Origin of the sequence: Enterococcus sp. DIV1368b, from assembly GCF_050529595.1 — a bacterium.
Classification (GTDB): Bacteria; Bacillota; Bacilli; order Lactobacillales; family Enterococcaceae; genus Enterococcus_B; species Enterococcus_B mundtii.
Map to the genome: position 1 here is coordinate 1,013,618 of NZ_CP172883.1, position 12,991 is coordinate 1,026,608.

Consider the following 12,991-nt stretch of genomic DNA (forward strand, 5'->3'; position numbering starts at 1 on the left):
ATTTTTTTGGTATTCTTCCTCTTTTGCAAAAACGAACGATACCGGCACATACGTTGCACACACGTACAAAAATAGGTATGATAATAGAGACGAAAGAAGGGTGATAAATGAAGGTTCAATGGAGAAAAAATTTATTCGTAGCTTGGATAGGCTGCTTTTTTACTGGTTCAAGTATCAGTTTAGTCATGCCGTTCATTCCAGTTTACGTCGAACAACTAGGTACACCTAAGGATCAAATTGAATTATTTTCAGGATTAGCGATTTCAGTAACAGCCTTTGCTGCGGCGATCGTTGCGCCTATTTGGGGAAATCTAGCCGATCGAAAAGGACGAAAAATGATGATGATCCGGGCAGCAGCCGGTATGACGATCACTATGGGATCACTAGCTTTTGTCCCAAATGCTTATTGGCTTTTAGTCATGCGTTTCTTTAATGGGATTTTATCTGGATACATACCTAATGCGACAGCGATGATTGCTTCACAAGCGCCTAAAGAGAAAAGTGGTTGGGCGTTAGGCACGCTTTCTACTGGGGCAGTGGCAGGGACGCTGATTGGTCCGTCAATGGGAGGCGCTTTGGCGCAATGGTTCGGAATGGAAAATGTTTTTTTGATTACTGGAGGGTTATTACTGATCACCACGATCTTAACGATTTTCATGGTAAAAGAAGATTTCCAACCGGTAGAGAAAAAAGATATGATCAGTACCAAAGAAGTTTTTGCTAAAATGGATCACTTTTCTGTGTTAGTCGGTTTATTTGTTACTACTCTGATCTTACAGTTAGGGATCACCACGATCAGTCCAATCTTGACATTGTACATTCGGGAATTGAGTGGTGACACATCAAATATCTTATTTGTAAGTGGATTGATTGTTTCAGTATCAGGTGTTTCAGCAGTATTTTCTTCTCCAAGACTGGGGAAATTAGGGGATAAGATAGGAAATCAGAAGGTGCTGTTAGCAGGTTTGGTACTTTCGTTTTGTTGTTACTTACCAATGGCATTTGTGACTACGCCCTTACAATTAGGGATCTTACGTTTTATATTAGGTTTTTCGACAGGTGCGTTGATGCCATCGATCAATACATTGATCAGCAAGATCACACCAGAAGAAGGTGTCAGTCGAGTATATAGCTATAACCAAATGTTTACGAACTTTGGTCAAGTACTAGGACCGATGTTAGGTTCGACAGTCGCTCATGCGTACAATTACAGTACAGTGTTTATTGTGACTAGTCTCTTTGTTCTGACGAATATTCTTTTATCACTATTTAATTTTAGAAAAGTACTTCATCAAAAACTATGATCAAGAAAAAAACAGATTGGAGTATTTCTCCAATCTGTTCGGCTTTTATGAATGTGAAGCGGACGAAAATTCTTTTTTAGGTGTTGCAACAGCGCTGATCAAAATGACGATCAATCCTGCAACCAATGAAATAATAGTCGTCATGGTAAAATCATATGGGCTACTAGACAATGCACCACCGATATAGCCAACCACTTGACCTAAAATGACTGCCCAAAATAATGTGACGATATATCGCATATCAAACACCTCTTTTCTAAGTTCAGTTTACCAGATTTTTTTTGAATGTAAAGGGAGAAACAGGCATTCAACGTCAGTGGATAGTATAAAAAGTATAAATCGTTCGTCGGATGAAAAAGCATGAAGAAAGACGAATACACGTAACTAGTCATACAAGATAACGAGTTAATGTTACGAATATTCCCCTAAAAAGAAAGTGAATGGAAAAGGTGGTATGTAAAAATGTTTCTTCCACAACTTTATACGATCACCTCGTATTCTTTGTTGCAAAGTACGATTCGCATAAACGAATACGTTCGAGAAGCAAAGAAACTAGGCTATCAGACATTAGCAATCACAGATAAGGATGTGCTATCTGGGGCAGCGGAATTTTACCGCATCTGTATGAATGAAAAAATACAACCAATTATTGGACTGAACTTGACCTACCAGTTTCAAGAACGTCATTATGAGTTACTACTCTACGCAAAAGATAGAATCGGCTACCAACAATTGATCAAGCTCTCAAGCAAGAAAATGATCCGAGAAAAAATCGAGCTTCACGAGATCGATGAACTCGATCATTTGCTTGTCGTTTTACCAACCAAAAAATCGATTGCTGATGACTACGGTGTGTCAGCATCATTTGATAGCCATTGGCAAAGCTTGCAAGAAAAAATAGCATCTTCTCATCTTTATGTAGGTGTCACAGAAGAAACGCCCCTAGAAGCTCCAGAATGGCTCGCTTATTTACGAGCAAATCAATTTCAACTTTGTGCAGTACATCCGATTGCTAGTTTGCACCAAGAGGAACTTTTTTCTTTGGAAACAATGAAACATCTGCGTGAAGGAACGCAACTCTCTTTTGATGAAGTACGACAAACGACTCGTGATTCAGCAACAGGTTTTTTACTTCCCGAAGCAGAATTACGACAAAGATTCATAAACGCAGGATTGGAAGAAGCGTTGAACCATGCGCAGCAATTAGCTAAAACAGTAACTTTTGAATTTCAGTTCCATCAGAAATTACTACCACATTATCCGGTACCAGAAAATCGAGGTGCAGGAGAGTATTTACAGGAACTTTGTCAGAAGCAATTAGGCAAGCGTGTGGAAAAGATCACTGCAGCCTATCAAGAGCGCTTAGATTATGAACTGTCAGTGATCCACCAGATGGGATTTGATGATTATTTCTTGATCGTTTGGGATGTTATGGCTTTTGCTCATAAAAACAACATCGTTACTGGTGCTGGCCGTGGTTCAGCTGCGGGGTCATTAGTCGCCTATGTGTTGGAGATCACAGATGTAGATCCATTGGAGTACGACTTGCTATTTGAACGTTTTTTGAATCCAGAACGATACACGATGCCAGATATCGATCTAGACATTCCTGATAATCGCAGAGAAGAAGTGCTGATTTATGTTCGTGAGAAATATGGTCAATACCATATGGCACAAATCGCCACGTTTGGAACCATGGCAGCTAAAATGGTGCTAAGAGACGTGGCACGTGTCTTTGGCCTTTCACAAAGCGAAGCAAATCGTTGGTCTAAAGCGATTCCTAATCAATTGAAAATGACGTTGAATGAGGCTTATCGAACTTCTAACAAGCTGGTTGAATTAGTACAAGCGAGTGAAAAAAATCAATTGTTGTTCCATACTGCAAAAATACTTGAAGGTTTGCCAAGACACGTTTCTACTCATGCAGCTGGTGTCGTTTTAAGTGATAAGAATCTACTAGAGTTAGTTCCTTTACAAAAAGGATCAGATGAAGCATATTTGACTCAGTATACAATGAATGATGTCGAAGCTATTGGGTTGTTAAAAATGGATTTTCTTGGATTAAGAAATCTGTCTATCATCGATTACACAGTGAAAGCAATCAAACGTGTCGAAAACAAAGATATCGAGCTCAAAGAAATTCCATTAGATGATCCTAAAACTTTACAGCTTTTCCAACGTGGCGAAACAACAGGGGTCTTTCAATTCGAATCTGCAGGGATTCGGAATGTCCTGCGGAGATTAGGACCAGAAAACATTGAAGACATTGCCGCTGTCAACGCCTTGTATCGTCCTGGACCAATGCAAAATATCGATACATTTATCGCTCGTAAGAAAGGGAAGGAAAGAATCCATTATCCCGACGATTCACTGCAACCGATTTTGAAAAATACGTATGGCGTCATTGTGTATCAGGAACAAATTATGCAGATTGCTTCAACCATGGCTGGATTTTCTCTTGGACAAGCGGATATTTTGAGGCGAGCAATCAGTAAAAAGAAAAAAGACGTGATTGATCAAGAAAGAGATCATTTTGTTCAAGGTGCCAACCAACAAGGGTACAGTAAGGAAAAGGCCAATGAAGTGTACGAATATATCGAACGCTTTGCTAACTATGGGTTCAATCGCTCCCATGCGTTTGCTTACTCCTTTGTTGGCTTTCAAATGGCCTATCTCAAAGTTCATCACCCTGGTGCATTTTTTATGAGTTTGATGAATTCCGTCCGTCACAACACGGCAAAGTTGAAAGAGTATATTGCTGAGGCAAAAAAGTATAAAATAAAGCTGACCCCTCCTTCGATCAATCAAAGTTTTTATGGTTTTGAGCTGACGGATAAAGAAACCATCCGTTTTGGATTGACAGCAATCAAAGGTGTTCGTCGAGATTTTGTTGAGGAGATCATTCGTGAACGAAAAGAAGATGGTCCATTCCGTTCTGTTGATCAGTTTCTAATTCGTATCAATAAACGTTGGCTCAAATTGGAGTTGCTACAAACATTAGTTGCATCAGGTGTTTTTGATGAATTAGTAGGAAACCGCAGACAGTTGATGTTGGATCTGGAAGGTAAGATCCAAAACATCTTATATAGTGGTGGTAGTTTAGACCTTTTAGATATCATGGCTTTAAAAGAGGAAGAAGTCGCAGATTATAGCTTCGAAGAGAAGCTTCAATTAGAAGAAGAGCATTTAGGTGTCTATTTATCTGGTCATCCAACGGAAGGGTATGAGCGACTTAAATTAGCAAAAAAAGTCCATTTAGTCACAGAAATCGTACCTAAACAAGCCACAAATGTTTTAGTGATGGTCAAAGAGGTAAGAGAGATCCGTACGAAAAAAGGAGCGTTGATGGCTTTTGTCAGCGGGACAGATAGTAGTGGAGAAATAGCCATTACCGTTTTTCCAGAGCTGTATCGACAAGCGCGTCCATTATTCAAAGAAAATCAAGTGATTTTCGTGCAAGGTCGTTCAGAAATCAGTAAATACAATCAAGAATTGCAGCTGATTGCAGAAGTAGTCGCTGATCCAGAAGAATTGCAACAGCAGTATCCAGAACAAACGTGTTATTTGAGAATCAGGGAAGAGGCAGATCAACCAGATACGATGAAGCAACTGCAAGATTTGTTCAAAAAATTCCCAGGATATATTCCTGTTGTCATGTATCATGAAAAAGACCAACGAAAAGTTGTGTTATCTGAAGCCTTTTGGCTCGATGGTTCAGACAGTCTCAAGAAGCAATTAGCTTACCTTTTAAATGAAGAAAATGTTGTTTTCAAATAACTTACGGTAAAAGATACTATTTGCTTTCATTTTTTTTCATTTTTTTATCAGGAAATCAAGACAAGTGAGCAAAATAATGTTAGAATGTTAGTCGTGGTTAATACAAAGAAGGTTATAAACCTAAGTCTTGCTTAGGATAAAGTAATTTAATGAGGTGAAGATGAATATGAAACGCATCGGAATTTTGACTAGTGGTGGAGATGCTCCTGGGATGAATGCAGCAGTTCGTGCAGTCGTTCGTAAAGGTATATATGAAGGATTGGAAGTTTACGGGATCAATTATGGTTTTGCTGGATTAGTTGCCGGAGATATCCGTCGATTAGATGTTGCAGATGTCGGTGATAAGATCCAACGCGGGGGTACATTCTTATACTCTGCACGTTATCCTGAATTTGCAACAGAAGAAGGACAATTAAAAGGAATCGAACAATTGAAAAAATTCGGTATCGAAGGTCTTGTCGTGATCGGTGGCGATGGTTCTTACCATGGCGCGATGGCTTTGACTAAACGTGGTTTCCCAGCAGTGGGTGTACCAGGTACGATCGATAACGATATTCCAGGAACTGATTTTACGATCGGTTTTGATACAGCAATCAACACAGTATTAGAATCAATCGACCGTATCCGCGACACAGCAACTTCACACGTTCGTACGTTCGTGATCGAAGTAATGGGACGTAATGCTGGAGATATCGCTTTATGGTCAGGTGTTGCTGGTGGAGCGGATGAGATCATCATTCCTGAGCATGATTTTGATATGGCAGTTGTTGCCAAAAAAATCCAAGATGGCCGCGATCGTGGCAAAAAACATTGCTTGATCATTTTGGCAGAAGGCGTAATGGGCGGAAACGAATTTGCAGAAAAATTGTCAGAATATGGCGATTATCATACACGTGTATCGATCTTAGGACACGTTGTACGTGGTGGTTCACCAACTGCACGCGACCGTGTATTAGCAAGTAAATTTGGCGCACATGCTGTTGAATTATTGCAACAAGGAAAAGGTGGTTTGTGTATCGGTATTCGCGACAACGATATCGTTGAGGCTGATATCATCGACACACTAGAAAATAACAAACACCAACCAGATTTATCATTATATGACTTGAACAACTCACTTTCTTTCTAAATAAAGAAAAGTAGTCAGATAAATCAATAGATATATATGGGAGTGGGAAGCAAGTCTTCCCAATATCTAACAGATATTTAAGCTTTGAATGGCTTTAAATAAACAATTTGAATGGGAGAGTTTTGTAAAATGAAAAAAACGAAAATCGTTAGTACATTAGGACCAGCCAGTAATTCAGTAGAAACTATTTCTAAATTGATTGAATCTGGAGCAAATGTCTTCCGCTTCAACTTTTCACATGGTGACCATGAAGAACAATTATCACGTATGGTAATGGTTCGCGAAGCAGTGAAGAAAACTGGTAAAGATGTCGGCATCCTTTTAGATACAAAAGGTGCAGAAATCCGTACAACAGTTCAAGGCACAACTGAAGAAGATTTTGGCCGTGCAGGCTACATCAAATTTGAAGTTGGCGACAAAACACGCATCTCAATGGACCCTGAACATGTAGGTTCAAAAGAAAAAATCGCAGTGACTTATCCAGGTCTTTTTGAAGACGTTCATGTAGGTGGACATATCTTATTCGATGATGGTTTGATCGACATGGAAATCATTGAAAAAGATGAAGCAACACGTGAATTAGTAGTAGAAGTAAAAAATGCAGGTATGCTAGGATCACGTAAAGGTGTTAACGCACCAGGCGTTTCAATCAGCTTGCCAGGTATCACACCAAAAGATGCAGACGATATCCGCTTCGGACTAGATAACGACATCGACTTCATCGCTGCAAGTTTTGTTCGTAAAGCACAAGACGTATTAGATATTCGTGAAATTTTAGAAGAAAAAGACATGACACATGTTCAAATCTTCCCTAAAATCGAATCTCAAGAAGGTATCGACAACATTGATGAAATCATCAAAGTTTCTGATGGTATCATGATTGCTCGTGGAGACATGGGTGTTGAGATCCCTGCTGAATTAGTACCAATGGTTCAAAAACGTATCATCAAAAAATGTAACGCTGCGGGTATCCCAGTAATCACTGCAACACAAATGTTAGAATCAATGCAAGAAAACCCACGTCCAACACGTGCGGAAGCATCTGACGTTGCCAATGCAGTATTTGACGGAACAGACGCAACAATGTTATCAGGTGAATCAGCAAATGGTGACTATCCTGTTGAAGCTGTTGCAACAATGGCTCGTATCGACCAACAAGCTGAATTAGCATTAGCAGAATTAGGTTCATTCCAATTAAATGAATTTGACAAAACTGATGTAACAGAAACAATCGGTTTATCAGTGGCACGTGCTGCGAAAAACTTAGGCGTAAAAACAATCGTTGCTGCAACTGAATCTGGTTATACAGCAAAAATGATCTCTAAATACCGTCCAGATGCTGATATCTTAGCTGTCACATTTGACGAACGCACAAAACGTGGTTTGATGCTTAACTGGGGTGTATATCCAACAGTTGCAGAAAAACCAACAACAACAGACGAAATGTTTGAATTAGCTGCGAAAAAAGCAGTCGAATTAGGTTTCGCTTCAGAAGGTGACTTGATCTTGATCACTGCTGGTGTACCAGTTGGTGAACGTGGAACAACAAACGTAATGAAGATTCAAATGATTGGTTCAAAATTGCTTGAAGCACAAGGAATTGGGCAACAATCTGTTGTAGCGAACGCTGTAGTTGCATCATCAGCAGCAGAAGCAATCAAAAAAGCAAAAGATGGTATGGTATTAGTTGTTCCTTCAACTGACAAAGAATTCATGCCTGCAATCGAAAAAGCAGCAGCAGTAGTTGTTGAAGAAGGCGGTTTGACTTCACATGCAGCAGTTGTGGGAATTGCACAAGATATTCCTGTAATCGTTGGTGCGAAAGATGCAACTTCAACGATCAAAGATGGTGAATTGATCACTGTTGACGCTCGTCGTGGTATCGTTTATCGCGGAGAAACAACAGCAATCTAATTGAAATCAAAATCAAAAAGAGTGTTGAGAGAAATCTCAGCACTCTTTTTTTATCCTGTATTTTGTTTGAGCAAGTCATTTTTGGGTTTTCATAAATTCATGGATGACTTCGATCACGTTTTCATGTAAAACCGTTGGTAACTGCTGTGCGCGAGTGGCTAATGAAATCAAAAAACGTGGTTGAGCAGTATCTGCTAAAGGAATAGCTACAAGATTGTCTTCAGGATGAATCGCGATCTCGGTTAAAAAGCCAATCCCGATATTTTCTCGGATCATGCTTTTCAAAATAGTTAGATCATTACTTTGGTAAACGATCTTAGGTACGATATGCGTTTGCTTAGAAAGCTTCGTAAACGCAGCAGGGTGGACGTAGTGTTCATTTAACAAAACAAACTGATCGTTGACTAGTTCCTTAAAAGAAACGCTTGTACGATCTGCTAGAGGGTGTGAAGGAGAAACAACGATCATAAAGCATTTATCTAACAATGGTTCGACTTCCAGCTTTTGATCGACGATCGGTTGTGTTGATCCAAGAATCGCAATGTCGATCCGTCCTTGATGGATCATGCCATACAGATCACGGGAACCTCCATCGACGATATCGATTTGCCCCATCAATTGGTGCTTGATAAAGTAGCTCGATAATTTTGGGAAATATTCATTACCAATGATAGGCGGCATCCCAAAGCGCAATTTTTTCTTTTGTAACTGAGCAATCTCTGCCTTAGCAAGTGTGATTTCTTGCAAGACTGACTGTGCGTGGATCAATAGTTGCTTACCGGCAGGAGTGATGATCAATTCATGATGGGAACGATCTCTTGTAATAAGGGTAGCACCAATTTCTTTTTCCAAGCGTTGTAAGGCGTAAGTGATCGTTGGTTGACTGACGTCAAAAAACTTAGCTACCTTAGTAAAATTTTTCTGTTTGACGATTTGAACATAATATTCAAGATCTCTCGTATTCATGAATCGATTCGCTCCCTTGACATATAAATAATGTTTATTGTAATCGATAATTTTGACTATAACAAACCTAAAAGACTACACTTAAAAAAGAAATAAGTAATCTACAAGGCTAGTGGCACACAAATCGTCTTTTAGATTAAAACAAAAAATAGAAGAAGCAACATGATTGAGCAGTGTTAGCTCCTATCTACAAATAGATTGCTTCACTAAATGGGTACTGAGGAGATGGAAGAAATGGTATTTTTTCAATCAATTGAAAGTGTGATCAGTATCATCTTGATGATTGGATTAGGCTATGTACTAAAAAGCTTGGGGTGGTTTGATGAACAGTTTGGGGGAAGTATCTCTTCCTTGATCACTAAAGTAGCTTTACCCGCCTCGATTTTCGTTTCAGTTATGAAGAATTTAACTAAAAGCAGTTTGATCGAATTATCTGGAAGTTTGATTTATCCGATCGCTGCAGTGATCATTTCCTACCTGATTGCTTATGTGCTAACAAAATTACTCAAGATACAACCAGGTAGACGGGGGATTTTTATGAATGCAGTGGTGAATGCCAATACGATATTTATTGGCTTGCCACTTAATATTGCCCTTTTTGGCGAAGCCTCTTTACCTTACTTTTTAATTTATTATGTGACAAATACCGTATCGACCTGGGCATTTGGTGTGTTTTTGATCGCTAATGATGACCCGACAAAAGATCGAACAGAAAAGAAAACGAAGCTGAATTGGAAAAAGCTTTTACCAGCGCCTTTATTAGGTTTTATCCTTGCGCTTTTCTTCTTGGTGTTAGAGATCCCTGTACCTGATTTTGTCAATTCAACACTAAATTATGTAGGCGGGATCGTGACGCCATTATCATTGATCTATATCGGAATTGTTTTATACGATGCAGGGTTGAAAAGTATTCGATTTGATCGGGATACGATCGTGGCTTTGATCGGTCGATTTATCTTAGCACCAGCTATATTGATTGGACTGATGGTAATAGGTAAATATGCCTTTGGTGCAGAACTAGCCCCTCTACCGAAACAAACGTTGATCGTACAGTCAGCTACACCTATGCTAGCTGTCTTACCAATCCTTGCAAATGAAGCACACGGTGATGTGAAGTATGCAACGAATCTTGTCACGACGAGTACCTTACTATTTGTGTTCGTTGTACCTATTTTAATGCAATTGATCCAATACATTTGATATCTGATCAAACGGTGGTAGCTAGCGACAAAGTAAACGCAGAGCGAATAAATCTCACGTAGATGAGAAAAACGCTCTGTGTTTTTTTATGAAGTGTAAGGTGTCAAGAAAATTTCATTGACAACCGACTTTTTGCCCTGTATAATAGCTTTTGTTGCTTAGGAGTGATGAAACTATGAAATGGTCTTTATTGGAATTGAGAAAATACCAAGAGACACCGTTAACTTTTCATGAGACCCTTGACGTAAAAAAGGCTCTTATGAAGCGAGACGATTCAATTTTAGATGTTGCGCCTGTGGAAGTCGAAGGTCTAGTCTCAGTAGATAACAAAGGCTATCTCGTTCATTACACTGCGCAGACGACACTGACTGTTCCGTCCACTCGTTCATTGACACCAGTTGAATTACCAATCAAGCTGTCTGTGGATGAATTGTTTATGACGATGGAACAATACCAACGTAGAGATGTTCAGTTACCTTCAGAAGAGATCCTCTTAATCGAAGGAACGCATCTAGATGTGACAGAGTCGATCGAAGACAACATTTTATTGGCGATTCCGATGCGTGTACTCACAGAAGAAGAAGAGCATTCCACTGAATTACCGAAAGGGAATGATTGGGAAGTGCTATCCGAAGAAGAGTACGAAAAACGCAAAACGGAAGAAGCTGAGACAAAAGTAGATCCTCGTCTTGCAAAACTATCAGAATTTTTTGATTCAGCATCAGAAGAAGATGATAACGCGTAAGATTGGAATATATTGTATCAAATCTTGATACGAGACTTTACAAGGAGGTGTAGCAAAATGGCAGTACCAGCTAGAAGAACATCGAAAGCTAAAAAAGCAAAACGTCGTACTCATTACAAATTGACAATCAAAGGATTGAACGAATGTCCAAACTGTGGTGAAATGAAAAAAAGCCATCACGTATGTGCAAGTTGTGGTTACTACGATGGTAAGGACGTAATGTCTAAAGAAGCTTAATACATTTTATTTAGAAAATGTAAAACCTCAAGGCTAACCATGGAGCCTTGAGGTTTATTTTTTTGATTCTGAAATAACGATTGTATTCGGAATGATAAGAAGTAAGAAACATCATCGATTCGTACTTATTTGGTTTGCAAGTAAGCTATGTTAAGCTATAATGAGAGAGATTAGGGAGAACATCCCATATGTAGGAGGAGTTTATATGTCAAAACAACAAATCGGCGTTGTCGGAATGGCCGTCATGGGTAAAAATCTAGCCCTTAACATTGAAAGCCGCGGCTACTCTGTTGCACTATTCAACCGTACAGGAGCAAAAACAACAGATGTGGTAGAAGAACATCCAGACAAAAACTTCAAAGCAACATACACGATCGAAGAATTTGTTGATTCAATCGAAAAACCACGTCGTATCCTTTTGATGGTCAAAGCAGGACCAGCAACAGATGCAACGATCCAAGAATTATTACCACATTTAGACAAAGGTGATATTTTGATCGATGGCGGGAATACCTTCTTCCAAGATACGATCCGTCGAAATGAAGAATTAGCCAACTCTGGTATCAATTTTATTGGGACTGGTGTTTCAGGTGGAGAAGAAGGTGCGTTGAAAGGACCTTCGATCATGCCTGGTGGACAAAAAGAAGCGTATGAATTAGTTGCACCGATCCTTGAACAAATTTCTGCAAAAGCAGAAGACGGCACGCCTTGTGTAACTTACATTGGTCCAAATGGTGCAGGCCATTATGTCAAAATGGTCCATAATGGGATCGAGTATGGTGATATGCAACTGATTGCCGAATCTTACGACTTGATGAAAAATATTTTAGGTTTATCTGTCGATGAGATGGCTGATATCTTCAAAGAATGGAACGAAGGTGAATTAGATAGCTACTTGATCGAAATCACTGCGGACATTTTGACACGTAAAGACGATGAAGGCACAGGTCAACCGATCGTAGATGTGATTCTTGATGCTGCTGGAAATAAAGGAACAGGGAAATGGACAAGTCAAAGTGCTTTAGACCTTGGTGTACCACTTCCATTGATCACAGAGTCTGTCTTTGCCCGTTATATCTCTGCATACAAAGATGAACGTGTACAAGCAAGCAAAATCTTGACACATACGAATGATTTTGAATTCAACGGCGATAAAAAAGAATTTATCGAAAAAATTCGTGAAGCGTTATACTTCAGCAAAATTATGAGCTATGCACAAGGGTTTGCACAGCTACGTGTCGCATCGAAAGACTATGGCTGGGATTTACCATTCGGTGAAATTGCAAAAATCTGGCGCGCCGGCTGTATCATCCGTGCTCGTTTCTTACAAAAAATCACTGATGCCTACGAAAACAATCCTGACATTGAAAATCTATTATTGGATGACTACTTTGTTGAGATCACTAAGAAATACCAACAAGCCGTACGAGAAGTTGTTGCGTTAGCTGTTCAAGCAGGCGTACCGGTACCAACATTCTCTTCAGCGATTGCTTACTTTGATTCATACAGAGCCGAACGTTTGCCTGCAAATATCATCCAAGCACAACGTGATTATTTTGGCGCACACACGTATGAACGTGTTGACAAAGAAGGAATCTTCCATTACTCATGGTATAACGAAGATTAATCAACTTCTTTATTCTTCAACATGCTAAACAAATAAGTAATAAATGAAAGAGCTGAGGTCAATTTATAGAGGGCGACTTCAGCTCTTTTTTA

The 12,991-nt window shown here is 39.4% G+C and carries 10 protein-coding genes; 8 read left to right on the plus strand and 2 right to left on the minus strand.

The window, feature by feature from the left end; all coding sequences use genetic code 11:
• The first annotated feature begins 107 nt into the window (after positions 1-107).
• Positions 108-1,304 (plus strand): multidrug efflux MFS transporter, encoded by a 1,197-nt coding sequence (locus tag IGJ19_RS04775; RefSeq protein ID WP_010735844.1) that lies wholly within the window; start codon positions 108-110, stop codon positions 1,302-1,304.
• Positions 1,305-1,349: 45 nt separating this feature from the next.
• On the opposite strand, the gene IGJ19_RS04780 is transcribed toward IGJ19_RS04775, so the two are convergent.
• The gene (locus tag IGJ19_RS04780; protein ID WP_430604445.1) at positions 1,350-1,544 is read right to left on the minus strand and encodes a YjzD family protein; all 195 of its coding nucleotides are present in this window, start codon (positions 1,542-1,544) and stop codon (positions 1,350-1,352) included.
• 222 nt (positions 1,545-1,766) lie between these two features.
• Here IGJ19_RS04780 and dnaE point away from each other — a divergent pair, with 222 nt between their 5' ends.
• The 3 genes from dnaE to pyk all read left to right on the plus strand — a co-directional run bounded on the left by dnaE (position 1,767) and on the right by pyk (position 8,124).
• On the plus strand, positions 1,767-5,081 hold the full coding sequence (gene dnaE / locus IGJ19_RS04785; protein ID WP_430604446.1) for a DNA polymerase III subunit alpha: 3,315 nt from the start codon (positions 1,767-1,769) through the stop codon (positions 5,079-5,081).
• 166 nt (positions 5,082-5,247) lie between these two features.
• Positions 5,248-6,210: a 6-phosphofructokinase gene (pfkA, locus tag IGJ19_RS04790; protein WP_034691339.1), complete on the plus strand. Its 963-nt coding sequence runs from the start codon at positions 5,248-5,250 to the stop codon at positions 6,208-6,210.
• A 129-nt stretch (positions 6,211-6,339) separates the two neighbouring features.
• Positions 6,340-8,124 (plus strand): pyruvate kinase, encoded by a 1,785-nt coding sequence (pyk, locus tag IGJ19_RS04795; protein WP_010735840.1) that lies wholly within the window; start codon positions 6,340-6,342, stop codon positions 8,122-8,124.
• A 75-nt stretch (positions 8,125-8,199) separates the two neighbouring features.
• On the opposite strand, the gene IGJ19_RS04800 is transcribed toward pyk, so the two are convergent.
• Positions 8,200-9,090 (minus strand): LysR substrate-binding domain-containing protein, encoded by an 891-nt coding sequence (locus tag IGJ19_RS04800; RefSeq protein ID WP_115357469.1) that lies wholly within the window; start codon positions 9,088-9,090, stop codon positions 8,200-8,202.
• Positions 9,091-9,324: 234 nt separating this feature from the next.
• Here IGJ19_RS04800 and IGJ19_RS04805 point away from each other — a divergent pair, with 234 nt between their 5' ends.
• The 4 genes from IGJ19_RS04805 (at position 9,325) to gndA (ending at position 12,899) form a co-directional block, all read left to right on the plus strand.
• Complete coding sequence (locus IGJ19_RS04805; RefSeq protein WP_430604447.1) at positions 9,325-10,290, plus strand: AEC family transporter; 966 nt, start codon at positions 9,325-9,327, stop codon at positions 10,288-10,290.
• Positions 10,291-10,465: 175 nt separating this feature from the next.
• Positions 10,466-11,035 carry a YceD family protein gene (locus tag IGJ19_RS04810; protein WP_010735837.1) on the plus strand — a complete coding sequence of 190 codons (570 nt, stop codon included), beginning with the start codon at positions 10,466-10,468 and terminating at the stop codon, positions 11,033-11,035.
• 57 nt (positions 11,036-11,092) lie between these two features.
• Positions 11,093-11,272 (plus strand): 50S ribosomal protein L32, encoded by a 180-nt coding sequence (gene rpmF / locus IGJ19_RS04815; RefSeq protein ID WP_010735836.1) that lies wholly within the window; start codon positions 11,093-11,095, stop codon positions 11,270-11,272.
• 205 nt (positions 11,273-11,477) lie between these two features.
• Entirely contained in the window at positions 11,478-12,899 is a 1,422-nt protein-coding gene (gndA, locus tag IGJ19_RS04820) for an NADP-dependent phosphogluconate dehydrogenase (RefSeq protein WP_034688385.1), read from the plus strand.
• Positions 12,900-12,991 lie beyond the last annotated feature (92 nt).